Annotated in this window: 25 protein-coding genes; 12 read left to right on the top strand and 13 right to left on the bottom strand. The window is 70.5% G+C overall.

Annotation, left to right across the window (positions count from 1 at the left end; all coding sequences use genetic code 11):
* Positions 1 to 52 precede the first annotated feature (52 nt).
* The gene (locus OG943_RS36825) at positions 53 to 505 is read left to right on the top strand and encodes a DUF6918 family protein (protein ID WP_328605527.1); all 453 of its coding nucleotides are present in this window, start codon (positions 53 to 55) and stop codon (positions 503 to 505) included.
* 61 nt (positions 506 to 566) lie between these two features.
* Here OG943_RS36825 and OG943_RS36830 read toward each other — a convergent pair whose 3' ends face one another.
* On the bottom strand, positions 567 to 1,199 hold the full coding sequence (locus OG943_RS36830; RefSeq protein ID WP_328605528.1) for a hypothetical protein: 633 nt from the start codon (positions 1,197 to 1,199) through the stop codon (positions 567 to 569).
* A 205-nt stretch (positions 1,200 to 1,404) separates the two neighbouring features.
* Between OG943_RS36830 and OG943_RS36835 the strand changes: the two genes are divergently transcribed.
* Positions 1,405 to 1,929, top strand: a complete 525-nt coding sequence (locus tag OG943_RS36835; RefSeq protein ID WP_328605529.1) for a peptidylprolyl isomerase — start codon at positions 1,405 to 1,407, stop codon at positions 1,927 to 1,929.
* 38 nt (positions 1,930 to 1,967) lie between these two features.
* Positions 1,968 to 2,924 (top strand): rhomboid family intramembrane serine protease, encoded by a 957-nt coding sequence (locus tag OG943_RS36840; RefSeq protein ID WP_328605530.1) that lies wholly within the window; start codon positions 1,968 to 1,970, stop codon positions 2,922 to 2,924.
* On the opposite strand, the gene OG943_RS36845 is transcribed toward OG943_RS36840, so the two are convergent.
* Both OG943_RS36845 and crgA read right to left on the bottom strand, forming a co-directional pair.
* Complete coding sequence (locus OG943_RS36845) at positions 2,921 to 3,340, bottom strand: PH domain-containing protein (protein WP_328605531.1); 420 nt, start codon at positions 3,338 to 3,340, stop codon at positions 2,921 to 2,923. The genes OG943_RS36840 and OG943_RS36845 overlap by 4 nt on opposite strands.
* 70 nt (positions 3,341 to 3,410) lie before the next feature.
* Positions 3,411 to 3,677: a cell division protein CrgA gene (crgA, locus tag OG943_RS36850; RefSeq protein WP_091624426.1), complete on the bottom strand. Its 267-nt coding sequence runs from the start codon at positions 3,675 to 3,677 to the stop codon at positions 3,411 to 3,413.
* Between the two features lie 640 nt (positions 3,678 to 4,317).
* Between crgA and OG943_RS36855 the strand changes: the two genes are divergently transcribed.
* Genes OG943_RS36855 through OG943_RS36865 form a run of 3 tightly spaced genes read left to right on the top strand, consistent with a single transcriptional unit; the run spans position 4,318 to position 6,370 of the window.
* Positions 4,318 to 5,205: a class E sortase gene (locus tag OG943_RS36855; protein WP_442874831.1), complete on the top strand. Its 888-nt coding sequence runs from the start codon at positions 4,318 to 4,320 to the stop codon at positions 5,203 to 5,205.
* The gene (locus tag OG943_RS36860) at positions 5,205 to 5,363 is read left to right on the top strand and encodes a hypothetical protein (RefSeq protein WP_328605532.1); all 159 of its coding nucleotides are present in this window, start codon (positions 5,205 to 5,207) and stop codon (positions 5,361 to 5,363) included. The genes OG943_RS36855 and OG943_RS36860 overlap by 1 nt, the downstream gene beginning before the upstream one ends.
* Complete coding sequence (locus OG943_RS36865) at positions 5,333 to 6,370, top strand: LLM class flavin-dependent oxidoreductase (protein WP_442874621.1); 1,038 nt, start codon at positions 5,333 to 5,335, stop codon at positions 6,368 to 6,370. The genes OG943_RS36860 and OG943_RS36865 overlap by 31 nt, the downstream gene beginning before the upstream one ends.
* Here the strand turns inward: OG943_RS36865 and OG943_RS36870 are convergent.
* The 3 genes from OG943_RS36870 to OG943_RS36880 form a co-directional block, all read right to left on the bottom strand.
* A complete protein-coding gene (locus OG943_RS36870; RefSeq protein ID WP_328605533.1) occupies positions 6,339 to 6,731 on the bottom strand; it encodes an SCO5389 family protein in 393 nt (130 codons plus the stop codon). The genes OG943_RS36865 and OG943_RS36870 overlap by 32 nt on opposite strands.
* 92 nt (positions 6,732 to 6,823) lie before the next feature.
* On the bottom strand, positions 6,824 to 7,558 hold the full coding sequence (locus OG943_RS36875; protein WP_328605534.1) for an ABC transporter permease: 735 nt from the start codon (positions 7,556 to 7,558) through the stop codon (positions 6,824 to 6,826).
* Between the two features lie 16 nt (positions 7,559 to 7,574).
* On the bottom strand, positions 7,575 to 8,285 hold the full coding sequence (locus OG943_RS36880) for an ABC transporter ATP-binding protein (protein ID WP_328605535.1): 711 nt from the start codon (positions 8,283 to 8,285) through the stop codon (positions 7,575 to 7,577).
* Positions 8,286 to 8,457: 172 nt separating this feature from the next.
* Between OG943_RS36880 and OG943_RS36885 the strand changes: the two genes are divergently transcribed.
* Both OG943_RS36885 and OG943_RS36890 read left to right on the top strand, forming a co-directional pair.
* Entirely contained in the window at positions 8,458 to 10,299 is a 1,842-nt protein-coding gene (locus OG943_RS36885) for a sensor histidine kinase (protein WP_328605536.1), read from the top strand.
* On the top strand, positions 10,239 to 10,895 hold the full coding sequence (locus OG943_RS36890; RefSeq protein ID WP_328605537.1) for a response regulator transcription factor: 657 nt from the start codon (positions 10,239 to 10,241) through the stop codon (positions 10,893 to 10,895). The genes OG943_RS36885 and OG943_RS36890 overlap by 61 nt, the downstream gene beginning before the upstream one ends.
* Before the next feature lie 52 nt (positions 10,896 to 10,947).
* Here the strand turns inward: OG943_RS36890 and OG943_RS36895 are convergent, their stop codons facing one another.
* Complete coding sequence (locus OG943_RS36895) at positions 10,948 to 12,276, bottom strand: pyridine nucleotide-disulfide oxidoreductase (RefSeq protein WP_328612250.1); 1,329 nt, start codon at positions 12,274 to 12,276, stop codon at positions 10,948 to 10,950.
* Positions 12,277 to 12,388: 112 nt separating this feature from the next.
* On the opposite strand from OG943_RS36895, the gene OG943_RS36900 reads away from it, so the two are divergent.
* The 4 genes from OG943_RS36900 to OG943_RS36915 all read left to right on the top strand — a co-directional run bounded on the left by OG943_RS36900 (position 12,389) and on the right by OG943_RS36915 (position 15,222).
* Complete coding sequence (locus OG943_RS36900; protein WP_328605538.1) at positions 12,389 to 13,033, top strand: aminodeoxychorismate/anthranilate synthase component II; 645 nt, start codon at positions 12,389 to 12,391, stop codon at positions 13,031 to 13,033.
* Positions 13,033 to 13,842, top strand: a complete 810-nt coding sequence (locus OG943_RS36905) for an ABC transporter ATP-binding protein (protein ID WP_328605539.1) — start codon at positions 13,033 to 13,035, stop codon at positions 13,840 to 13,842. Before OG943_RS36900 ends, OG943_RS36905 begins: the two co-directional genes overlap by 1 nt.
* Positions 13,830 to 14,474, top strand: a complete 645-nt coding sequence (locus OG943_RS36910) for a hypothetical protein (RefSeq protein ID WP_328605540.1) — start codon at positions 13,830 to 13,832, stop codon at positions 14,472 to 14,474. The genes OG943_RS36905 and OG943_RS36910 overlap by 13 nt, the downstream gene beginning before the upstream one ends.
* 403 nt (positions 14,475 to 14,877) lie before the next feature.
* Positions 14,878 to 15,222 (top strand): effector-associated constant component EACC1, encoded by a 345-nt coding sequence (locus OG943_RS36915; RefSeq protein WP_328605541.1) that lies wholly within the window; start codon positions 14,878 to 14,880, stop codon positions 15,220 to 15,222.
* 95 nt (positions 15,223 to 15,317) lie between these two features.
* On the opposite strand, the gene pknB is transcribed toward OG943_RS36915, so the two are convergent.
* From pknB to OG943_RS36945, 6 genes are read right to left on the bottom strand one after another with little or no spacing between them, the layout of a single operon-like run.
* A complete protein-coding gene (gene pknB / locus OG943_RS36920) occupies positions 15,318 to 17,309 on the bottom strand; it encodes a Stk1 family PASTA domain-containing Ser/Thr kinase (RefSeq protein WP_328605542.1) in 1,992 nt (663 codons plus the stop codon).
* Entirely contained in the window at positions 17,306 to 18,622 is a 1,317-nt protein-coding gene (locus OG943_RS36925; protein ID WP_328605543.1) for a protein kinase domain-containing protein, read from the bottom strand. Before OG943_RS36925 ends, pknB begins: the two co-directional genes overlap by 4 nt.
* A 3-nt stretch (positions 18,623 to 18,625) precedes the next feature.
* Positions 18,626 to 20,089: a peptidoglycan D,D-transpeptidase FtsI family protein gene (locus OG943_RS36930; RefSeq protein ID WP_328605544.1), complete on the bottom strand. Its 1,464-nt coding sequence runs from the start codon at positions 20,087 to 20,089 to the stop codon at positions 18,626 to 18,628.
* Positions 20,086 to 21,585 (bottom strand): FtsW/RodA/SpoVE family cell cycle protein, encoded by a 1,500-nt coding sequence (locus tag OG943_RS36935; RefSeq protein ID WP_328605545.1) that lies wholly within the window; start codon positions 21,583 to 21,585, stop codon positions 20,086 to 20,088. Before OG943_RS36935 ends, OG943_RS36930 begins: the two co-directional genes overlap by 4 nt.
* Positions 21,585 to 22,988 carry a PP2C family protein-serine/threonine phosphatase gene (locus OG943_RS36940; RefSeq protein WP_328605546.1) on the bottom strand — a complete coding sequence of 468 codons (1,404 nt, stop codon included), beginning with the start codon at positions 22,986 to 22,988 and terminating at the stop codon, positions 21,585 to 21,587. The genes OG943_RS36935 and OG943_RS36940 overlap by 1 nt, the downstream gene beginning before the upstream one ends.
* Positions 22,985 to 23,446, bottom strand: a complete 462-nt coding sequence (locus tag OG943_RS36945) for an FHA domain-containing protein FhaB/FipA (protein WP_091624391.1) — start codon at positions 23,444 to 23,446, stop codon at positions 22,985 to 22,987. Before OG943_RS36945 ends, OG943_RS36940 begins: the two co-directional genes overlap by 4 nt.
* Positions 23,447 to 23,523: the final 77 nt, after the last annotated feature.

The raw sequence follows: 23,523 nt of genomic DNA on the forward strand, positions 1-23,523 counted from the left end.
TGCCCGTCCGGCACCACATGCACTTCGCCATTCGACGACAAGGACAAGATTCGTGGCTGACACCCTCAAGGAAATCCTGCTCGACTCCAGCCGTCGCCCGACGGTCGTGACCGACCTCGAAGGCCTCGTGGACGCCGAGGTGTCCGACAAGGGCGGGGTCTCCGGCGCTGTTGTGAAGACCGGCTTCGCCGCGGTCAAGAAGATCAAGCCGGGCATCATCCCCGCCGCGGTCAACACGCTGCTGGACGACTTCGCCGGTGCGCTCGAGCCCTTCTACGGCGACTTCAAGGCCAAGGGCGGCAACGACTTCGGTGCCTACCTGACCAGCCGCTCGGACGAGGCCTCCGACGCGCTGCTGACCGTCACGGACAGCCGTGCGGACAGCAGCAGCCGCGACAGCATCAAGAAGGTCTACTCGAAGCTGCGCCCGAACGGCAAGAAGAACGTCGAGGAGGCGCTGCCCCGCCTCGGCCAGCTGATCGACAAGCACGCCGCCGCGGTCTGATCGACCTGAGCGAACGCGAGAAGGCCCCGGGAGCGATCCCGGGGCCTTCTTCGCGGGTGGGTCAGTTCTTCTTCTCGGCCGGGGTGCTCGGCGCCTTGCCGTTCGCCGCCGGGGACGGCTTGGCCTCGGCGGCGGGCTTGGCGACCGGCTTGGCCGGGGGTGCCGGCGGCGTCGCCTTCGGCGGTGCCGGGGCGACCGGCGGCTCCTGCTGACGCGACTTCAGCACGACCGCGGTGCCGACGGCGACCGCGCCGAGGCCGAGCAGCCACGGCCAGCGACGACGCTTGCGGGTGCCCTTGGCCGCGGACTTCGCCTCGACCAGTGCCGCGCGGAAGTCCTTCTTCGCGCTCTTGAAGTCCTTCTTGCCGCGGCGCTTCGACTCGCCCGCGGACTTGGCCGCCTTGATGGCCGCCTTCTTCGCCTTGCGACCGGGCTTCTTCAGCTCGGCGACGCGGGCCAGCGCCTCCTTGCGTGCCGCGGCGGAGCTCTTCTTGAGCTCCTTGCGGGTCAGCTCGGTCTTCTTCGCCAGCTTCTTGCGTGCCCGGCGGCTCTGCTTCGCGAACTCCTCGGCACCGGCTTCCGCGGCCTTCGCGGCCGCCTCTGCCCCCGCCTTGCCCGCTTCGGTGGCTCGCTTGCGCAGGCCGAGCGCGCCGGACTTCACCGACTCGCCCACCGAATCTGCGGCCCGGGTCATGGCCTTCACCTCATCAATCGTTGTGGTACTGCTCTGTTGCCTGCAACCTATCGTGCCCTTTTTCCCGGCGTAACGCTGTGTCTTCCCCGTTCGGGAATCGCCGAAACCTCGGAAAAGGGCCTCTTCCTGCAGTCGGACGCGTCACACCGGCCGGGCGAGTACCCCTGAACCCCCCAAATGTGCGAAGGGGTGGCACCATGGCGGCGTGACTGAAAGCGCCCGTAAGGCCACCCTGCACACCAATCAGGGTGACATCCACGTGAACCTGCTCCCCGACCACGCGCCGAAGACGGTCGCGAACTTCGTGGGGCTGGCTGACGGCTCCAAGGAGTACACGCAGCCGAACGCGCAGGGGACGAACTCCGGCCCCTTCTACGACGGCTCGATCTTCCACCGGGTCATCGACGGCTTCATGCTCCAGGGCGGGGACCCGACCGGCACCGGCCGCGGCGGCCCCGGCTACAAGTTCGGCGACGAGTTCCACCCGGAGCTGCAGTTCAACAAGCCGTACCTGCTGGCGATGGCGAACGCCGGGCCCGGCACCAACGGCTCGCAGTTCTTCATCACCGTCGCGCCGACGACGCACCTGAACTTCAAGCACACGATCTTCGGCGAGGTGGCGGACCAGGAGTCCCGCAACGTCGTCGACGCGATCGGGCGCGCGGCGACCGGCCCGGCGGACCGTCCGCTGTCCGACATCGTCATCGAGAAGATCACCGTCGAGGCCTGAGGCCCGGCCCGGAGGGATTTCGGTAGGTTGGTGGCATCGTGAACCAACCGCCGAATCCCTCCGCCTACCCCCAGGCGCCGCAGCCCGGGTGCTGGTGGCACCCGAACCGCCCGACCGGCTTGAGCTGCTCGCGCTGCGGGCGTCCGGCCTGCCCGGACTGCCTGCGCGAGGCCGCCGTCGGCTTCCAGTGCACCGACTGCGTGCAGACGGGCACCCAGCAGCAGCGTCAGCAGCACCGCTCGTACCAGGACTCCGGCATGAGCGCCCGCACCATCGCGGGCGCGCGCCCGTCGAACTCCGTGGTGGTCACCACCACGCTGCTCGCGGTGAACGTGCTGATCTTCCTGATCACCGTGGTCCAGGCGAAGAGCCTGTTCGACAACGGCAACTCCCAGCTGTCCGCGCTCGGTGAACTCTGGACCTACCCCACGCTCGGCGGCGGCGAGTGGTGGCGGATCTTCGCTTCCGGCTTCCTGCACTACGGGCCCATCCACATCGCGGCGAACATGTTTTCGCTGTGGATGATGGGCCGCGCGCTGGAGCAGGTGTTCGGCCGGACGCGCTATATCGCGCTGTACTTCATCTCGATGCTCGGCGCGTCCACTTCAGTGCTGTTGTTCGACGCGCCCAACCGGCCGTCCGCAGGCGCTTCGGGCGCGCTGTTCGGGCTGATGGGCTGCTACGCGGTCATCGTGCTGAAGCTCAAGCTGAACCCGTCCGGCCTGCTGATCACGCTGGCGCTCAACGCCTACATCACGTTCTCGATCCCGAACATCTCGATCCTCGCCCACGTCGGCGGCCTGGTCACGGGTGCGCTGGTCGCCGTCGCGTTCCTGTACGCGCCGGCCCGCAACCGCACGCGCTGGCAGGTGACCGGGGCGGTGATCCTGGTGGTCGCGTTCATCGGCCTGCTGGTCTACCGCGGCGCGCAGATACCGTCGCTCGACTGCCAGCTCTCGATGGTGCGCGGCGTCCAGTCGTACGTCTGCGGCTAGAGCTCGCCGCGCAGGGCGCTGAGGACGTCCATCACGTCACGGGGGTCCTCGCCGAGGTCGAGGCGCCCGAAGATGTACAGCTGGTCGCCGTGCTCCAGCTCCAGCGTCACGCCGTCGCGGCCCATCCGGCGGGTGGTGCGCAGCCGGGTCGTGGTCTGGGCCCAGGGCAGCCGGTGCGTGCCGCCGAGCGTGCGGGCCACCAGGCCCTCGGCGTCGACGGCCAGGCGCGGCCGCACGAGGCTCCAGTGCCCGGCGAACCCGCCGACGGCCAGCACCGCGACGCCCATGAGCACCGCGCCCTTGCCGTCGCCGAAGACAGCGTCCGTCGCCGCGCCCACCAGAAGGAGGGCGGCGACGGCCCAGGCCAGTACCACAAGAGCCCGACGCGGCGCCCACGAGGTGGGGTAGTTATCCACAGAGGTTATCCACACTGGGGATGAGTCACACCGGTGTAATTCGGTGTCAAGCCGCCGTCCGGAGTAATGGTCAGCGCCACCGCATCGTCATGAGCAGGCCGACGATCATCGCGGCGAAGCCGATCGCGAAGTTCCAGTTGCCCAGGTCGTTGAGAAACGGAATCTTGGGACCGGCGATGTAGTTCACGATGAGCCAGAGCAGCCCGATCACCATGAGGCCGAACATGACGATCTTGTAGAACAGGTTCGACGGGCCCGCAGCCTTGACCTTCACCGGCGTACGGCGATCGGCAGGCGGGGTGTACGCGGTCTTCTTGCGGACCTTGGACTTCGGCATCGTGTTCCTCGCGTGCTGTTCGGGCTCTCCTGGTGGCGGTGCCTGATCCGCGGGGTTCCCCGCTGTCGGGTTGCGCAACCAGCGCCACGTGGACACGTTAACGTAAACGACGGCTCCAGAGCACTGGGCGGGAGCGGTCGGATTTCCGGACTGTGACAATAGCGCCACCTAGCGTTCCGCGCGGGGTGCGGCGCTGGGTGCGAGAGGAGCTTGCGTGGGAACGCAGGATTGGCCGGGCGAAGATCGGCGTCGGCACTCCGGGCCCGGGCCCGAAGGCCAGGGACGACGCCGGCCGCCCAGCCCCGACGGCGCCGGCAGACCCCGCAGGCAGCCCCCCGGTGAACCACCGCCGAGAACCCCGCCGTCCGGCTCACGGCAGCCGGGGGCCCAGCGGCCCGGTGCGCCCGGCGAGCCCCCGCGCCGGCAGCCCGATCCGCGGAGATCACCCGATCAGACCAGGGGTGGCCGGCCCGTCGACCCGAACCGGCCGCGGCCGGTGAGCGGTTCGAACCAGGCGCGACCAGGTGATGACCCCGACCGGACCCGGTCGATCGACGACCCGAACCGGGCGCGGCCGACCGAGCAGCTGCGCCGTCCCGGCACCGGCCCGGACCCGCGCCGCCGCCCGTCGCGGCCCAGCCTGGCGAACCAGGAGACCGAGGTCTTCGAGGCCGTCAAGCCCGGCGGCACGGCGTTGAAGGAGAAGCCGGAGCCCACGCCGCTCGGCAAGGGCGGCGTCGCGATCCGGACCGCGGGCGAGGTGCTGATCACCCTCGGCCTGATCGTCCTGTTGTTCATGGTTTACGAGGTTTACGTCACCGACCTGTTCTCGGCGGAGAAGCAGTCGGTCGCCAGCGACCAGCTCCAGGGCGACTGGGCGAAGGACCGCACGCTGCACCCCGAGCTGGTGGACGGCAAGGCGTTCGCCCGGATCCACATCCCCAGCTTCGGCGCGGACTTCAACTTCACCATCCAGGAGGGCACCGGCGAGGACTCGCTCGCCGTCGGCCCCGGCCACTACAAGGGCACGGCGCTGCCCGGCGAGCCCGGCAACTTCGGCATCGCCGGCCACCGCGTCGGCAAGGGCGCGCCGTTCAACGACCTGGACAACCTGAGCTCGTGCGACCAGATCGTGATCGAGACGGCGACCGACTTCTTCATCTACAAGGTGCTGCCCTACGACGACGAGATGAGCGGCTGGACCAGCGGCAAGGGTGCGCAGCCCGAGTGCAAGGGCGTCCCGACGCTGCGCGACTCCAGCATCGCGGGCGGCGGCGCGTACGACGAGACGTTCGGCCGCAAGGTGGTGCTGCCCAGCCAGGGTGACGCCGTGAACCCGGTGCCGTACAAGCCGTCCGACGTGCTGCCCAAGGCGCAGGAGGCCTCGCTGCTCACGCTCACCACGTGCCACCCGCAGTTCTCGGCGAAGCAGCGGCTGATCATCACGTCCGTGCTCACCCAGCAGGTGCCGAAGTCGCAGGTCTCGGACTACACGAAGCTGCTCGAGAAGATCGGCGGTGCCTCCTGATGTACGGCTGGATCTGGCGGCACCTGCCCGGCCCGTTCGCGGCGAAGCTGACGCTCGCCGTGGTGCTGGTGCTGGGCGTGGTCGCGTTGCTGATGTTCGTGATCTTCCCGTGGATCGACCCGCTGCTGTGGTTCAACGAAGTAGCGGTCAACAACTGAGGTTCGGCGTCTTCCTGGTCTCCGGGCGGTTCCCGGGGCAGGAGGACGCCGACGTGCTGCGCCGGACCGTCCGCGCCGCGGAGGCCGCCGAGGCGGCGGGGTTCGACGACGTGTGGCTCGCGGAGCACCACTTCATGCCTTACGGCGTCTGCCCGTCGGCCGTCACGCTCGCCGGGCACGTGCTGGGCCGGACGTCGCGCATCGACGTCGGCACGGCGGTGAGCGTGCTGTCCACGACGCACCCGGTGGCGCTGGCGGAGCAGTGGTCGATGCTCGACGCCGTCTCCGGCGGGCGGCTGCGCGTCGGCGTCGGGCGCGGTGGGCCGTGGCAGGACCTGGAGGTGTTCGGCACCGGGCTGGCGCGGTACGAGACCGGCTTCGCCGAGTCGCTGGACCTGCTGCTGTCGGCGATGGCCGGCGGTGACGTGCGCGCGGATGGCGAGCACTTCGCGTTCCGGGAGGTGCCGTTCGTGCCACGGCCCGAGCGTCGGCCGCGGCTGGTCGTCGCCTGCGGCGGCCCGGGCTCCGACGCGGTGCGGCTGGCCGCCGAGCGCGGGCTGCCGATGCTGCTGGGCCTGCACGCGGACGACGCGGAGAAGGTCGCCACGGTCGAGGCTTACGGCGCGCCCGCGGAACACGTCTCGACGGTGCTGTGCCAGGTCGGCGAGGACGCCGCCGACGTGGTGCGGCGGACGCTGCCCGGCTGGCTCGAAGACGGCCTCGGCGCGCACGTGACGGTGGACGGCAGGCCCGGCCCGTCGCGCGACCCCGGCGCGTACACCGAGCGGCTGTGCGCGATTCATCCCGTCGGCGACCCGGGTCACTGCGTGGAGACGCTGGAAACGAGCCTCCGGCGCACCGGCGTCTCCCACGTGGTGATGTTCGTGGAGGCGTCCGGCACGCCGGAGGGCACGTGCGAAAACATCGCGCGGATCGGCGCCGAGGTGCTGCCCGCGCTACGGCGTCAGCCGCCCGTCAGCAGTCCCGGAGCTCCGGGCTCTGATTGAGCAGCTGGCCGCGGGCCGAGACGAACGCGCGGTAGCGGTCGCCGTCCAGCTCGGACGAGCGGAACACGGCCACGCGGTGGCAGTTCTGGAAGGCCAGCTTGACGCCGAAGTGCCGCTCCAAGCCGCCGCGGATGGCGTCGGAGGCCAGTGCCCGCAGCAGTTGCCCGCGAGCGGTCTCGTCCGGTGGCGGCGTCTCGTTGTCGGCGAACCCGTCCGCGGCGCCGTCGGCCTCGGCGATCACGCCGGTGATCACCTCCCACGCGTAGGGCAGGGACTCCCGCACGCAGGCCACGAACTCCGCGTCGGAGACCTCCCCGCGCTCGGCCTTTTCCAGCAGCGCGGGCGATACGTCCAAAGACAAGAGAACCTCCATGGTCAGTGGGTCCTTCTCTGGCTACCGCCCGGGGTGTCCACGCCACAAGAGAAAACGATGTTCATCACCACTTCGGTGGACTACTCCCACCGGAACAGCCGTACCGCCAGCGCCGTTCCGCCGAGCGCGAACAGGGCCAGCACGGCGAACTGCAGCGGCTGAACGCCGTTGCCCACCCACGCGTCCTGCAGCGGCTGCGTGCCCGGCGGGACGTACGCGCCGATCCGCTGGACCACGGCGGGCAGCAGCGGCCGGGGCAGGTAGACGCCGCCGAGGAACATGATCGGGAAGTACACGAGCATCGCGAGCCCGCCGGCGCCCTTGCTCGTGCGGGCGATCGACGCGGCGACCAGGCCGAGCGCGAACACCGAGACGAGCCCGAGCACCAGCGTGACGAGGAAGGTCAGCGGGTGGCGCGGCATCGGCACGGCGTACACGGCGTGGCCGGCCACCAGCAGGACCAAGATGCCCGCGAGCGCCACCACGGCGTGGATGACGAGCTGGGCGAGCAGCAGGTACGACGGTGGCACGGGTGTGGTGGCGAGCCGGCGCAGCACGCCCTGCTCGCGGTAGGCGGCGACGGCGCCGGGGATGACCTGCAGCCCGAGCATCGCGATCGAGATGACCACGAGCGAAGGCACCCACAGGTCGACGAAGCGGTAGCCGCCGGTCACGGCGCTCGGCTGCGTGAAGCCGGGGATGAGTCCGACAGCCAGCAGCACCACGGTGGGCAGCAGCACACCGAGGATCGCCCACATCGGCGTGCGGAGGAACAGCTTCGTCTCGGTGGTGACGAGCCTGGTGAACGTGCGCATGATCAGCTCCTGGTTCTCAGTCGCGGCCGGTGAGGGTGACGAACGCGTCGTCCAAAGTGGACTTGCCGGTGGTGCCGCGAAGCTCGGCGGGCGTGCCGGTGGCGACCACCCGGCCGGCGTCGAAGACCGCGACGCGGTCGCACAGCCGCTCGGCCTCGTCCATGAAGTGGGTGACGAGCAGGACGGTCACGCCGCTGTCGCGCACTCCTTCGACGAGCTTCCAGGTGTCGCGGCGGGCGTGCGGGTCGAGGCCCGTGGTGAGCTCGTCGAGGATGGCGACCTCGGGCTCGCCGATCAGCGCGAGCGCGATGGACACCCGCTGCTTGAGCCCGCCGGACAGCCGGCCGAAGTACGTGCGCTGGTGGTCCTCCAGCGCGAGCCGCCGCAGCAGGCCGTCGACGTCCGCGGGGTGCGGGTAGAACGACGCGAACAGCTCAAGCGCCTCGCGTACCCGCAGCTTCTCGGGCAGCCGGCTTTCCTGCAGCTGGACGCCCACGCGCCGGCGCAGCTCGTCGCGATCGTGCGCCGGGTCGAGGCCGAGCACCGAGATCGTGCCGGCGTCGGCGGTGCGCAATCCCTGCAGGCATTCGACGGTGGTGGTCTTCCCGGCGCCGTTGGTGCCGAGGATCCCGAAGACCTCGCCGCGCTCGACGGTGAACGAAACCCCGTCGACCGCGACCCGGTCCCCGTACCGCTTGGTCAGCTCGGTGACTTCGATGAGTGGCATGCGGAAAACGCTAGAAGCGCGCGGCGGCAGGCAGAATGGCCGTGAAACCCCAGCTTGGGTGGGGTTTCGGTGCCTTGGGGGTGGGGCTGGGCCCACCCCGGCCAGGCGGCTCGGGCTACTGCGCTTCGCCTCCCCGGGCGGTCAGACTGAACCCGTGGGAGGAGGGGCGCCGATGACGTATCCGACGGCGGTGCGGCGGGCGTTCGCGCTGGCCGGGCTCGCGCTGATGAGCTGGTTCGACGTGCTGGTGGAGCTGCTCGCGTTCGCGCTGCTGTGCGTCGGCCTGGTCTTCTTCCTGCCCTCGGCCATCCTGTGGGCGCGCGGGCGGTCTCGGCGGACCCGGGCGCTGGCCGGGTCGTGGTGCGGAGTCGAGGTCCCGGACCCTTACCGGCCGGAGCCGCCGGAGCCGGTGCGGGAGCGCGACGGCTGGTACCGCGACGGGAACCAGCTGTTCAAACGGTCGTGGTGGATCCGGGTGAACCGGCGGATCAACTGGGTGATGGACGACGCCGCGGTCGGGCGGGAACTGCAGTGGCAGCTGGTCAACCCGGTCGCCGGGCTGGTGCTCGTGGTGGCCACGGTGCTGTCCGGCCCACGCGCGCTGCGGGGTTACGGCCGGTGGACGCGCTGGTGGCTGGGGCCCCGCGCGGCGCGGCTGCGGGCCGGGTGGCGCCACCGGCACTCCGAGTCGCTCGGCCACCAGATCGGGATCTTCGTGCTGGGCCTGATCCACCTCGTGCTGGCGTGCGCGCAGCTCGTGGCGCTGGTGCTGCCGTTCTTCCCGGCGCTGGTGGTGGCGAGCCGGACGGTGCCTGACACCGCCCGCCGGGAAATCCACAACTGGACGGGTGTGCGGATCCCCCGGCCGTACCTGCCGCCCCCGCCACTGCCTGTCCCGCGGGCCGACGGGCTGTTCCAGGTGGGGAAACAGCTGTACGAGGAGCCGTGGTGGCCGGTGCAGCGGGCGCGGTTCCGGTGGATCACGCGCGACCCCGCGACCTGGCGTGACCTCGCCGCGGCGGTGCTGGTGCCGGTCGTTTCGGCGGTGCTGCTGATTCCCACGGTGGTGCTGACGTTCTGGGGGATCGGCGGACTGGCGGCGCTGTGGGCGGGCCGGTTCATCAGCGGCTGGCCGGCGGCGCAGCAGGCGTCGGCGCACTACTTCGAGGTGATCGGCCTCCCGGTGGTCACGAGCCTGGGTCCGGCGCTCGCGGTCACCCCGGTGGCGTTGGCAGCACTGGTGCTCGGCCTGGCGCCGACGACCTGGCTCGCGCGGCAGCAAGCGAGGTTCGCCCGGCTGGTGCTCGGCCCGACGGAGGCGATCCGGCTGGCGCAGCGCGTACGGCGGCTGGACCAGACCCGCTCCGACGTCACCGTGGCGCAGGCCGCCGAGCTGCGGCGGATCGAGCGAGACCTGCACGACGGGATCCAGTCGCGGCTCGTGGCGATGGGCATGAAGCTGGGCGCGGTGGAGGCGCTGATCGACAGTGACCCGGCGGCGGCGAAGAAGCTGGCGGCCGACCTGCGGGCCGCGTCGGCGGAGGCGTTGACGGAGCTGCGGGTGCTGGTGCGCGGGATCCACCCGCCCGTGCTTTCGGAGCGAGGCCTGCTGGACGCCGTGCGCGCGGTGGCGCTGGACAGCCCGTTGAAAGCCGAGGTCACGGGCTCGCTGGCGGGCCGCGTCGAGGAGCCGGTGGAGGCGTGCGCGTACTTCGCGGTGTGCGAACTCCTTGGCAACGCGGCGAAACACGGGGCGGCCCGGCGGGTCACGATCTCGCTGGAGCACGGCGACGGGCTGCTGCGCGTCACGGTCACCGACGACGGCAAGGGCGGCGCGGACGCCGCGCGCGGCTCGGGACTGCGGGGAATCGAGCGCCGGCTGGGTGCATTCGACGGTACGTTGACGCTCACCAGCCCGCTGGGCGGCCCGACCGAGGCGATCGTGGAGGTTCCGTGTCAGCTCGACCCCGAACCGTCGTCGCCGAAGACCAGTACCTCCTCCGAGACGGCCTGACGCACCTGCTCACCGCGCACGGCTTCGACGTCGTCGCCGCGGTGGGCTCGGGCCCGGAACTGGCGGCCGCGCTCCGGGAGCACCGGCCGGATGTGTCTATTGTGGACGTCCGCATGCCGCCGACGAACACCGACGAGGGACTGCAGGTGGCGCTGGCGGCCCGGCGCGAGAGCCCGGGCCTGCCGATCCTGGTGCTGTCGCAGCACGTCGAGCAGCTGTACGCGCGCGAACTGCTGGCCGACGGCACCGGCGCCGTCGGCTACCTGCTGAAGGACCGGGTGTTCAACGCCGCCGACTTCATCGACGCGGTCCGCCGCGTCGCCGCCGGCGGCACGGCCATGGACCCCGAGGTGATCGCCAAACTGGTGGCGGGCAACGCTTCCGACCCACTGGCCGCGCTGACCCCGCGCGAACGCGAGGTGCTCGCGCTGATGGCGGAGGGCTGCTCCAACGCCGCCGTCGCCGCCCGCCTCCACTTCAGCGAAGGCGCGGTCGGCAAACACACGGCGAACATCTTCGCGAAGCTCGGCATCGCCGCCTCGGACGACACCAACCGCCGGGTGCTGGCCGTGCTCGCCTACCTCTCGGCCGGCTGAGACTCGTGAGTGTTTATGACGGTTCTAACCGTCATAAACACTCACGAGCAGGTCAGTCCCGCGAGACTCGGATCATCTCGTCGCGCTCCACGACCTTGATGCGCTCGCGGCCGTGGGGCTCGCCGAGTGACTTCTCGTGCGCGTCCAGCTTCGCCCAGCCGTCCCAGGTGGTGAACGGGATGCCGCGGGTGGCGAGGAAGTCGAGGATCGCGTCGGGGGAGCTGTACTTCGGGGTCGCCAGGGTGTCGGCGTCGGCCAGCAGGCTGGCGACGGTCTCGGCGGCGTCGCCCTTCGTGTGGCCGATCAGGCCGATCGGGCCGCGCTTGATCCAGCCCGTGACGTAGACGCCCGGCAGCTGGTTCTCGTCCAGGTCCAGCACCCGGCCGGCCTGGTTCGGCACCACGCCGGCGACGTGGTCGAACGGGACCTCCGGCAGGTGCGTCGACAGGTAGCCCACCGCGCGGTACACGGCCTGCACGTCCCAGTCGTGGAATTCGCCGGTGCCGCGGACGCCGCCGTCGCCGGTGTACTCCGTGCGCTCGGTGCGGAGGCCGGTCACGCGGCCGTCCTCGCCGAGCACCTCGGCCGGCGAGTGGAAGAAGTGCAGGTGCAGCCGCTTCGGCCGGGTGCCTTCGTCGCGGATTGCCCACTCCTGCAACGTTTTCACCACCATGTCGATCTGCTTCGACGCGCGCAGTGCCGCGACGCTGCCCTCGTCGAACTCGATGTCCTCGGGGTGGACGATCACCTCGACGTTCGGCGAGTGGTCCAGCTCGCGCAGCTCCAGCGGGGTGAACTTCGCCTGCGCCGGGCCGCGGCGGCCGAACACGTGCACGTCGGTGACCGGGCTGGCCTTGAGGCCCTCGTAGACGTTCGCCGGGATGTCGGTGGTCAGCAGCTCGTCGGCGGTCTTCGCGAGGATGCGGGCGACGTCCAGCGCCACGTTGCCGACGCCGAGCACCGCGACCGAGGTCGCCTCCAGCGGCCAGGTGCGGGGCACGTCGGGGTGGCCGTCGTACCAGGAGACGAAGTCGGCGGCGCCGTGGCTGCCGTCGAGGTCGACGCCGGGGATGTCCAGTTGACGGTCGGCCATCGCGCCGGTGGAGAAGATCACCGCGTCGTAGAACTCGCGCAGCTCGTCGAGCTTGATGTCGGTGCCGTAGTCGATGTTGCCGAGCAGGCGGATGTTCGGGCGGTCCAGCACCTTGTGCAGCGCGGTCACGATGCCCTTGATCCGCGGGTGGTCGGGGGCCACGCCGTAGCGGATCAGTCCGAACGGCGCGGGCATGCGTTCGAACAGGTCGATCGTTACAGATCCTGCGCTGTCGGAGGACTTGTCCAGGATGTCGGCGGCGTAGATGCCGGCGGGACCAGCGCCCACCACGGCCACGCGAAGAGATCGGCTCACGTTGGCCACGGTAAGTTAGGTTGCCCTAACTTTCACTGTGATCTGGCGTACGGTCCAGCAGGTGGGAGCCGCTAAGCTGGGGCGCATGCGTGTACTCGTCGTCGACAACTACGACAGCTTCGTCTACAACCTCGTGCAGTACCTGGCCCAGCTCGGCGCCGACTGCACGGTGTGGCGTAACGACGTGGTCGACCTCGAGCGCGTCCCCGAGTTCGACGCGGTGCTCGTCTCGCCCGGCCCGGGCACGCCCGAGCGCGCCGGCCAGAGCATCGACGTGATCGCGAAGTGCGCCGAGACGCGCACGCCCATGCTCGGCGTCTGCCTCGGTCACCAGGCCCTCGGTGTGCACTTCGGCGCCACTGTGGACCGTGCGCCGGAGCTGTTGCACGGCAAGACCAGCCAGGTCCACCACACCGGCGCCGGCGTGCTCGCCGGGCTGCCGGACGGGTTCACGGCCACCCGCTACCACTCGCTCACCGTGCTGCCGGAGACGATCCCCGAGGACGTCTTCGAGATCACCGGCCGCACCGAGTCCGGTGTGGTGATGGGCATGCGCCACCGCTCGCTGCCGCTGGAGGGGGTGCAGTTCCACCCCGAGTCCGTGCTCACCCAGGGCGGGCACCGGATGCTCGCCACCTGGCTGGCTTCGGTCGGGCACCCGGTCGAGCCTGCGCTGGTCGACGACCTGGAGCGCGCCACCCAGGCGTTGCAGAAGGCCGCCGCTGCGTGATGACCCCGCTGCTCCGGCTCGCTGGGGTCGGCAAGCGGTACGGCGGCGGCGAGCCGGTGCTCGACGGTGTCGACCTGGCGGTGCCCGCGGGCCGGGTGATCGGGATCCTCGGCGCGAACGGGTCGGGCAAGTCCACCCTGCTGCGGATCATGGCGGGCGTCTCGCGCGCGAGCACCGGCGTCGTCGAGGGCCGGCCGTCCATCGGCTACCTGCCGGACCGGTTCCCGGGCGGGCAGCGGCTCAGCGCGCGGGCGTACCTGCGGCACATGGCGCGGATCCGCGGACTGGCCGACTTGTCGGCAATCGACCCGCTGCTGGAGCGGCTCGCGCTGGTCGGCGGCCCGGACGCGCAGCTGCGCACGCTGTCGAAGGGCAACGCGCAGAAGGTCGGCCTCGCCCAGGCGGTGCTGCCACGGCCGGACCTGCTGATCCTCGACGAGCCGTGGTCCGGGCTCGACGTCAGCACCCACGCGGTGCTGGGCGAGCTGGTGGCGGAGACGCGGGCGCGCGGCGCGAGCGTCGTGTTCACCGATCACCGGCCGGACGTGGTGCGTGAGTACGCCGACGACGTGCACCGGATCGAGCGCGGCCGGCTCACCCCGGTGGTCGCCGCTTCCGCCGGGCCGGCGACTCGGATCGTGCTGTCCGGCCCCGGCGGCGACTGGGCCGGCGAGCCGGGGGTGCTGCACGCCGTCTCGGACGGGGCGCAGGTGGTGCTGACCGTGGACGCGACCAGTGCCGACGCCCTGTTGCTGCGCGCGCTTTCGGACGGCTGGTCGGTTCGGGAGGTGGCGCCGTGCTCGCCGTGAGCCGCTACTACCTGGCACTGCTGGGGCATTCGCAGCGTTACCTGCCGGCGCTGCTGGCGTACCTCGCGCTGTGCGTGATCCTCTACTCCGACCCGAGCTCCCCGGTCCTGCCGCTGTACGGCGTCAGCGGCGGCGCGCTGGTGGTGGTGGCCTGCTGGCTGACGATCGCATTGCTGGACATCGAGGACCCGGTGCAGGTTCTCGTCACGCTGAGCAACGCCGGCGGCCGCCGGGCGACCATCGGCGGCGCGCTGCTGGCGGTGTCCGGCTGTTCGGCGGTGCTCACGCTGATCACGCTCGCCTGGTCGGTGGTCAAGCCGTGGCAGCTGCACTGGGGAGCGCTGGGCGCCGGCCTGCTGACCCACCTGGCCTGCGCGTTGCTGGGCATCGCGATCGGGCTGCCGTGCTCGCGGCTGCTGGTGTCGCGGATCGGCTGGACGGTGCTCGCGGCCGTCCTCGTGCTCGGCCTGGTGCTGCTCGGCAAGTGGGTGCCGCTGGTGCACCCCTTGCTGCACGCGCTCACCGACGGTGAGGCCTACGGCGGCCCGCTCGCGTTGGCCGTCGTCACGTCGGTGGTGGCGGTGCTGGTCAGCGCGACGGTGGTCGGCCGGCTCGCGACCCATCGGGCCTGAACCGGGCACTCCCCATTCCGGTGAATCTGCAAATTGCAGCTGGCAATATCCGGTTTGCATGTTTCCTTCGAGAGGTCATCAGGGCTACTGTCGCTGACCTCATGCCACCGAAACCAGCAGCAGTCTCCTGCTGCGGAAAGAACCCGCGGCGCCGGCGGAGGCAAGTGCCGGCGCCGCGGGTGATCCCTGAACCACCGGCTCCCACCGATCCCCGTGACGCGCCCTCGGGTTCGGTGGGGGCCGGTGCCCCGGCCGCGTGGCGCGATCGCCCGGCCCGGCTCAAGCCGGTCCCACCAGGGAGTAATCTGCAATTTGCAGCCAGCAATCGAGTGCTGAAGTCTTCCTCACAGGCGGCGGGTCGGTTACCCTCGCGCCGTCTGTTCGGGCCCGTGAGGGGAGAGCCGTGACGGCTGGGATCGCCGCGATCACCGTGGGCGGATCAGGGGACGAGCTGCAACAGCTGGCGTCCTGGTTGCGCACCGAGGACGAGCTGAGAGATCGGGTACGGCTGGCCGAACGGCCCGTCGCGGCCGACGGCGACGCCGTGGTGGTGCTGGTGAGCAGCCGCTCCGTGGCGACGCTGTGCCGGTCCCTGTTCGGCTGGGTGCGCAGGCGGCGCGGGGACCAGCAGGTCTGGCTCAAGGTGAAACGCTCCGGCGCCGTCGAGGAGCTCGACCTCGACTGCGGCACCGGCAGCGACGCCGACGCGGTGCTCGCCAGCGTTCGCGGGTTTCTCGACCAGCCGTAGCCGACAACCGGCGGGCCGGCCGTGGCCCGGTCTGGAAGTCCTTACCCACCAACGAAAAAGGGGCCCGCACGGCGAACCGTGCGGGCCCCTTCACGTTACGGACGGCCCGGCGGCCATCCCGGCGGGCTGCCGTTGCCGGTCGGGATCAGCGGCGTGGTCGAAGGGCTGCTGCCGCCGTTGTCGGCCTTGATGGACAGCACGACGGACTGGTCGGCCGCGATGGTCGAGCCGGCCGTCGGGTTCGTCTTCACCACCGTGTTCGGGTCGCCGCTGCCGGAGTTGACCGTCTGGGTCTGGACGGTGCCGTGCCAGCCAAGGCCCTGCAGGGTCTGGGTGGCCTGGTCCTCGGTCTGGCCCTTCAGGTCCGGCATCTTGAGCTGCTGCACGCCCCTGGACACGGTGAGGGCGACCGTGCTGTTCGCCGGCAGGTTGCCGCCATTGGGCTGCTGGCCGATGACCTGGTCCTTCGGCTGGGTCGAATCCTGGTCCGTCCTGGTGACCTTGAAACCGGCGTTCTGGAGCTGGGTCCTGGCCGAGTCGTAGGTCTGGCCGACCACGTTCGGCACCTGCTTCTGGGCCTGCTGCGTGCCGATCGTGATCGACACCGAGCTGCCCTTCGGAGCCGAGGAGTTCGCGGTCGGCGTCTGCAGCACGACCTTGTCGACGTCGTTCGGGTCGGTGACGGGCTGGGTGTTGGTGTCCCCCAGCGTGAGGCCGCTGTCCTTGAGCTTCTGCTCGGCGTCCGCCTTGGACAGGCCCTTCAGGTCGGGCACCGGCGTGGACCCGGGGCTGACGCCGACCGTCAGCTTGATCGGCGTGCTGGTCGACACGCTCGCGCCGACCGCCGGGTCGATCGCGAGGACCTGGCCGACCTGGTCGTCGGTGCAGCTCAGCTGGCCGGGCTGCGCCGGGAGCCCGCAGGGGACCTGGGTCTGCGGGCCGTACGTCTGGAAGCCCTGGTCGGTCAGCGAGCTCTTCGCCGCGAGCACCGTCTGGTGCAGCACCGGGGGGATGGTGGCGGTCTTGTTGGTGTCCTTGAAGGCATCGTTCAGCCACAGGATCAGCAGCACCACGCCCACCAGGAGCACCGCCGCGACCACGCCGAAGATGATGCGGCGACGGCGCTTGGCGCGCGGGTCCTCGTCCGGATCGTCGGCGTACTCCTCGTAACGCTGGGGCTGGCGCCGGTCGGTGTTCATCACCTGGGTGCGCTCGTCCTCGGACATCACCATCGGCGCCGACGGGCGCTGGCCCGAGAGCGTGCGCACGAGGTCGGAGCGCATCTCGGCGGCCGACTGGTACCGGTTGGCCGGGCCCTTGGCCAGTGCCTTCAGCACCACCGCGTCCAGCTCGGGCGTCACCGCCGGGTTGACCGACGACGGCGGGTTCGGGTCCTCCCGCACGTGCTGGTATGCCACCGCGACCGGGGAGTCGCCCGTGAACGGCGGCTCGCCGGTGATCAGCTCGTACAGCACGCAGCCGGCCGCGTAGACGTCCGAACGGGCGTCCACCGCTTCGCCGCGCGCCTGTTCCGGGGAGAGGTACTGCGCGGTGCCGATCACGGCCGCGGTCTGCGTCATGGCCGACTGGCCGTCGTGCATGGCGCGCGCGATGCCGAAGTCCATCACCTTGACGGCGCCGTTCTTCGTGATCATCACGTTCGCCGGCTTGACGTCGCGGTGGACGATGCCGTGGCGATGGGAGAAGTCCAGCGCGGCGCAGACGTCGGCCATGACCTCCATCGCCCGCTTCTGCGACATCGGGCCCTCGGTCTTGACGATGTCGCGCAGCGTCCGGCCTTCGACGAACTCCATCACGATGTAGGGCAGCGCCCCGACGTCGGTGCTCGCCTCGCCCGTGTCGTAGACGGCGACGATCGCCGGGTGGTTCAGCGCGGCCGCGTTCTGCGCCTCACGACGGAACCGCTCCTGGAACTGCGGGTCGCGAGCCAGGTCCGCGCGTAGGACCTTGATCGCCACTTCCCGGCCCAGACGCACGTCGTGTCCGTGATGGACCTCGGACATACCTCCGTAGCCGAGCGTGTCGCCCAGCTCGTACCTATTGGAGAGCAGTCTGGGTGTGCTCATCTCTGTGTGCCGTTCCATTCCGTCCAAGGTGTGGTCATGATGCCTTGTTGGCTCTGCTTCTCGCCCGGCCCCGCGCCGACTGTGGTCGATCCCGCGGGACCGCCGGTCGGCTGAAGCGCGGCCGGCGCCGGTCTGCCTGGCGACGGTTCACTCGTGTCCACGCTTCCCGCCGACTGACCGTTGCCCCGGCTCACCACTCTCGCGATGAAGAAGGCCCCGGCCGCCAGCACCGCGATGACCAGCACCGCGAGCAGAACCCACCAGCCCCACTGACTCCGCCGCCGCGGCACGTGCTGCTGTTGCGGCGGCGCGCCCGGCGTCAGTGGCGGGAGCGCGGGGTGGGAACCAGGACCGATGGGTGTCATGGGGGCCGCGAGGTTCACGGGGTTCGGCCCGGATCCCGGCGCGGCGTGCGGCGGCAGGCCCGGCAGCACCTGGCCGGCCGCGTACGCGGCGTTCACCAGCCCCACCGGCGTCGGCAGGGGGCGCCCGCCACGGACGGCGGCGACCGCGTTCGCGAACTCGCCGCCACTGGCGTACCGCTGCCTCGGGTCCTTCACCAGGGTCGCCTCGATCAGCGCGCGCGTGCCCGGCGGGACGTCCGGCGGCAGCGGCGGCGCGAGGTCGCGGATGTGCATCATCGCGACGGTCACGGCGTTCTCGGACAGGAACGGCCGGTGCCCGGAAAGGCATTCGTACCCGCACACGGCGAGGGAGTAGACGTCGCTGGCCGGCTCGGCGTCGTGGCCGAGCGCCTGCTCCGGGGCGATGTAGTGGGCGGTGCCCATCACCATGCCCGACCGCGTGACGGGTGCGGCGTCGGCCGCCTTGGCCACGCCGAAGTCGGTGATCTTCACCTGCCCGGCCGGGGTGACCAGGATGTTGCCCGGCTTGACATCGCGGTGCACCAAGCCTTGTTCGTGCGCGGCCTGCAGCGCGTTACCGGCCTGCTCGAGGAGGTCGAGGGTGTAGTCGGCGGAGAGGCGGCCGTGCTTGGCCAGAATGCCCGCGAGCGGGTCGCCCTCCACGAACTCCATCACCAGGTACGCGATGGAGAGGTCTTCGTCGACCGTCTCGCCGTAGTCGTGCACCGCGGCGATACCGGAGTGGTTGAGCGATGCCGTCATCCGTGCTTCGGTGCGGAAACGGTGCAGGAACTCGGCGTCGCCGGAGAGCTCGGCCTTCAGCACCTTCACCGCGACGACCCGGTCGAGCCGGGTGTCGCTGGCCTGCCAGACCTCGCCCATCCCGCCGACGGCGATCCGGTTCGTCAGCTTGTAGCGCTCGGCCAGCAGCTGACCCGAGGACAGCATCCGCTATCCACCCCCGAGGTGTGCGGCGATCGCGGCCCGGCCGATTTCGGCGGCGACGGAGCCACCGGTGGCGGCGAGGCCGCGGTTGCCACCGCTCTCGACGATGACGGAGACGGCGATCTGCGGGTTGTCCGACGGCGCGAACGCGGTGTACCAGGCGTGCGGCGGGGTGTTCTTCGAGTCGGTGCCGTGCTCGGCGGTGCCGGTCTTCGACGCGATCTTCAGCGCCGGGTCCTTGCCGCCGCCGGCGGTGAAGCTCTCCGAGTCGATCATCATGTCGGTCATGATCTTGGCGTTCGCCGCGGTCAGGGCGGGCGTGCCGGTCAGCTCCTCCGGATCCGTGTCCTCGATCGTGGACAGGTCCGGTGCCAGGATCGACTGCACGAGCTGCGGCTTCATCGCCATGCCGCCGTTGGCCACGGTGGCGGAGAGGATGCAGTCCTGCAGCGGGGTGATCCGGACGTCGCGCTGGCCGATGCCGCTCTGGTAGAGCGCGCCCTGCGAGTCGAGCGCGCCGACGGTGGACGTCGCCACCTTCATCGGCACGGTCAGGCCGGTCTGGCCGATGCCGAAGTTGGCCGCGGTCGCCTTCATCTTGTCCGCGCCCAGCTGGCCGGCGAACGTCGCGAACGGCACGTTGCACGAGTGCGCCAGCGCCGCCTTGAACGTGTTGCCGGGGCAGGTCTCGCCGCCGTAGTTCTCCAGCGTGGTGCTGGTGCCGGGCAGCGTCACGTTCGGCGCGTTGGACACCGGGGTGTCCGGGCCGATCCCGTCCGCCAGCGCGGCCGAGCCGGTGACCAGCTTGAACGTCGACCCCGGCGGGTAGGTCTCCGAGATCGCCCGGTTCAGCATCGGGTTCTTGGGGTCCTTGGAGTACTGCTCGTACGCCGTGGTCTGGTCCTGCGTGTGCACCGCGAGCTTGTTCGGGTCGTACGACGGCGTGGACACCATGGCGAGGATGCGGCCGGTCTTCGGCTCCATCGCGACGACGGCACCGGTGTAGTTGTGCTGCGTCATCAGGTCGTAGGCGGCCTTCTGCACCTTCGGGTCGATGGTCAGCTTCACGTTGCCGCCGCGCGGGTCGCGGCCGGTGATCATGTCGGACAGCCGGCGCACGAACAGCCGCGGGTCGGAGCCGTTGAGCACGTCGTCCTCGGTGCGCTCCAGGCCGCCCGCGCCGTAGTTGATCGAGTAGAACCCGGTGACCGGCGCGTACATCGGGCCGTCGGTGTAGGTGCGGGTGAACTTGAACTTGTCGTTCGAGGCCTGCACACCGGCGAGCACGGTGCCGTCCGGCGCCACGATCTGGCCGCGCTGGCGCGAGTACTCGTCGTAGAGCACGCGCTGGTTGCGGGAGTCGGTGCGGTAGTCGTCCGCCTTGACCACCTGGATGTAGGTGTCGTTGGCCAGGAGCAGGACGATCATCACGAGCATCGCCATGCCGACCTTGCGCAGCGGCGTGTTCACGACTTGCTCCCGTCACCGTTGATGAGGCCGTCGGCCGTCGGGCGCTGCACCATCACGGTGTGCGCCTCGGCGAGCGGGGCCTGGGGCTGCGGCTGCGGTTTCGGGCGTGCGGCCGGACGGCGCGCCGCGTCCGAGATCCGTAACAGCAGGGCGACGAGGATGTAGTTCGCCAGCAGCGAAGAACCGCCCTGGGACAGGAAGGGCGCGGTGATGCCGGTCTCCGGGATCAGGGCCGTGACGCCGCCGACGACCACGAAGATCTGCATGACCATGGTGAAGGCGAGGCCGCCGCCGAGCAGCTTGCCGAACGTGTCCCGCACGGCCAGCGCGCTGCGCATGCCCCGCATCGCGAGCAGCAAGTACAGCATCAGCACCGCGGCGAGGCCGATGAAGCCCAGCTCCTCGCCGATCGACGCGGTGATGAAGTCGCTGTTCGCCTCCGGCACGATGTCCGGGCGGCCGGCGCCGAGCCCGGTGCCGCCGACCCCGCCCGTGCCGAGGCCGAACAAGCCCTGCGCCAGCTGGTACGAGCCGCCCTTGGCGTCGTACCGCGGGCCCAGCGGGTCCAAGAAGTTCTCCACCCGCTGCTGCACGTGGGTGAAGAGGTTGTAGGCGATCACACAGCCCGCCGCGAAGAAGCTCAGGCCGACCACGACCCAGATCACGCGCTCGGTCGCGACGTAGAGCATGACCAGGATGACGCAGAAGTACAGCAGCGAGGTGCCGAGATCCTTTTCGAACACCAGGATGCCGACGCTGGCCACCGCCGCGATGAGGATCGGGCCGAGGTCACGCGCGCGCGGCAGCTCCACCCCGAGGAACTTCTTGCCCGCCACCATGAACAGATCGCGTTTCGACACCAGGAACGAGGCGAAGAAGATCATCAGCAGGATCTTCGCGAACTCACCGGGCTGGATCGAGAACAGGCCGGGGAGCAGGATCCACACCTTCGCGCCGTTGACCTCGGAGAGACTGGCGGGCAGCAGCGCGGGCAGCGCCAGCGCGAAGATGCCGAGCAGACCCGCGGTGTAGCCGTACCGGGTCAGGGTGCGGTGGTCCCTGACCACGATCAGCACGACCACGAACAGCACCAGCGAGATGACCGTGTACAGCACCTGGTTGCTGACCGCCGGGCTGAAGGGTTTGCCCGCCTGCAGCGCCTTCTCGGCCTGGGCCAGGTCGATGCGGTGGATCATCACCAGCCCGATGCCGTTCAGCAGCGCGACGCACGGCAGCAGCACCGGGTCGGCGTAGGGCGCCCAACGGCGCACGGCGAGGTGCGCGACGGTCAGGATGGCGAGGTAGGAGAGCCCGAGCCACAGGATCGAGAGCGTCAGCTCCTGCTCCTGGTTGGCCTCCACGATCACCAGGGCGAGGGTGACGATGAAAACGGCGAAGGCCAGCAGCAGCAACTCGGTGCCGCGCCGCGTCGGCAGTTCCCGCGGCGGGTTCGTCATGAACTGGGCGGACATCGGGTCGGCCACCGGCTGGCCCATCAGTTACCGCCCCCTGTCGGCGCCGTACTCGACGTCGAGCAGTCCCTCCCCGCAGGCTGGTTCGCCGACGCCGACGTGCTGCCGGCCGGGGCCGACGCGGAGGTGCTCGGCGAGGGCGGGCCGCCGGGTGCCGTCGGCACCCCCGAGGTCGAGCCGCCCGGCGTGACCGGCTTGCAGTCGGTCAGCTGTTTGTTCAGGCGCAGGAAGTCGTCGATGTACTTGCGCGCGTCGTCCAGGCTCTCGCGCTTGACGCCGTTGCGCACCGCGATGCGCGCGTCCTCCTGCAGGGCCGGGACGCGCAGCTTGTCCGTGCACAGCTGGCCCGGCGGGCACGAGCCCTGCTCGAACGTGTGCAGCTGGATGCCGAGGATGCTGCCGGGGACGCCGCGGTAGATCACGACCTCCTCGTCCTGTCCTTCGCCGACGTAGTACTGGCTCAGCACGAAGTACCGGGTCGCGATCGCGGCCGCGGCCAGCACGACCAGCACCACGACCACGCCGACCAGCCAGCGGAACCGCTTGCGGCGCTTGGCCTTCGGGTCCTCTTCGAGCTGCTGCGGCTCGGTCCGCTGCGGCGGGGGCGGCTGGGTCAGCGCCCGTGCGCGTGCGGCGGGCGAGTCGCCCTGGTGCCGCTCGTCGCTGCCGTCGCCCGCGGCGCCGCCCACGATCGGGGCGTCGTCGCCGAAGTCGACGTCGACCACGTCGGCGATGATCACGGTGACGTTGTCCGTGCCACCGCCTTTGAGCGCGAGCTCGATCATCCGGTCCGCGCAGTCCTGCGGGTCCTTGATCTGCACGGCCTCGGCCATGGTCTCGTCGGAGACCATGCCGGACAGGCCGTCGGAGCAGATGAGGTACCGGTCACCGGCGCGCGCCTCGCGCACGGTCAGGCTCGGTTCCACCTCGTGGCCGGTCAGCGCCTTGAGCAGCAGCGACCGCTGGGGGTGCACCGCCGCCTCTTCTGGCGTGATGCGGCCCTGTTCCAGCAGCTCGTTCACGAAGCTGTCGTCACGGGTTATCTGCGCGAATTGCCCCCCGCGCAGCAGATAAGCGCGGGAGTCGCCGACGTGCACCACCCCGAGGCGGGTGCCGGCGAACAGGACGGCGGTGAGCGTGGTGCCCATGCCGTCCAGGTCTGGGTCCTGGGAGACGAGTTCGGCGATGGCGCCATTGCCGTTCGACACCGCCTCCCGGAGCTGGGCGAGCAGGTCGTCGCCCGGCTCGTCGTCGTCGAGGGGGGCGAGCGAGGCGATGACGACCTTGCTGGCCACCTCACCGGCCGCGTGGCCGCCCATTCCATCGGCGAGCGCGAGCAGGCGGGGGCCGGCGTACACGGAGTCCTGGTTGTTCGAACGAACCAGGCCACGGTCGCTGCGGGCTGCGTAGCGGAGGACGAGAGTCATGGGCGAAGCTCGATCACCGTCTTGCCGATCCGGATGGGGACTCCGAGCGGGACCCGGAGGGGTGCAGTGACCTTAGCCCGGTCGAGGTAGGTCCCGTTCGTCGAGCCCAGATCTTCCACGTACCAATCCTCACCGCGCAGGGCGATCCGGGCATGCCGGGTCGACGCGTAGTCGTCGTCGAGCACCAGCGTCGAGTCGTCAGCACGGCCGATCAGGATCGGCCGCCCGTCGAGCGCGATGCGGGTGCCGGTCAGCGCGCCGTGGGTCACGAGCAGCTGTTGCGGGGCCTTGCTGCCCCGCGGCTTCTTCTCTTTGTTGCGGCGAAAAGTCGGCACCTGGACCCGCAGGCCCGAAGCGGCGTACAGGTCCGAGCGGACGACCCGCAGTGCGGCGAACACGAAGAGCCAGAGCAGCACGAGAAAGCCCACTCTGGTGAGTTGAACGACCAGCTCTGGCACTTGTTGTGTCCGCTCCCGACTCTGCCTGCAAGCCGCGGTGCGCGCGCACCGCGGATCCCCCCGCAAGACAATTCTGC

The organism is Amycolatopsis sp. NBC_00345, from assembly GCF_036116635.1.
In the GTDB taxonomy this organism is placed as follows: Bacteria; Actinomycetota; Actinomycetes; order Mycobacteriales; family Pseudonocardiaceae; genus Amycolatopsis.

Excerpts from the sequence above, each read along its gene's own strand:
- OG943_RS36885 (WP_328605536.1), top strand. The coding sequence starts at position 8,458 with ATGACGTATCCGACGGCGGTGCGGCGGGCGTTCGCGCTGGCCGGGCTC.
- OG943_RS36900 (WP_328605538.1), top strand. The coding sequence starts at position 12,389 with ATGCGTGTACTCGTCGTCGACAACTACGACAGCTTCGTCTACAACCTC.
- OG943_RS36905 (WP_328605539.1), top strand. The coding sequence starts at position 13,033 with ATGACCCCGCTGCTCCGGCTCGCTGGGGTCGGCAAGCGGTACGGCGGC.
- OG943_RS36935 (WP_328605545.1), bottom strand. The coding sequence starts at position 21,585 with ATGGGCCAGCCGGTGGCCGACCCGATGTCCGCCCAGTTCATGACGAAC.
- OG943_RS36925 (WP_328605543.1), bottom strand. The coding sequence starts at position 18,622 with ATGCTGTCCTCGGGTCAGCTGCTGGCCGAGCGCTACAAGCTGACGAAC.
- OG943_RS36880 (WP_328605535.1), bottom strand. The coding sequence starts at position 8,285 with ATGCCACTCATCGAAGTCACCGAGCTGACCAAGCGGTACGGGGACCGG.
- crgA (WP_091624426.1), bottom strand. The coding sequence starts at position 3,677 with ATGCCGAAGTCCAAGGTCCGCAAGAAGACCGCGTACACCCCGCCTGCC.
- OG943_RS36940 (WP_328605546.1), bottom strand. The coding sequence starts at position 22,988 with ATGACTCTCGTCCTCCGCTACGCAGCCCGCAGCGACCGTGGCCTGGTT.
- pknB (WP_328605542.1), bottom strand. The coding sequence starts at position 17,309 with ATGAGCACACCCAGACTGCTCTCCAATAGGTACGAGCTGGGCGACACG.
- OG943_RS36830 (WP_328605528.1), bottom strand. The coding sequence starts at position 1,199 with ATGACCCGGGCCGCAGATTCGGTGGGCGAGTCGGTGAAGTCCGGCGCG.
- OG943_RS36860 (WP_328605532.1), top strand. The coding sequence starts at position 5,205 with ATGTACGGCTGGATCTGGCGGCACCTGCCCGGCCCGTTCGCGGCGAAG.
- OG943_RS36875 (WP_328605534.1), bottom strand. The coding sequence starts at position 7,558 with ATGCGCACGTTCACCAGGCTCGTCACCACCGAGACGAAGCTGTTCCTC.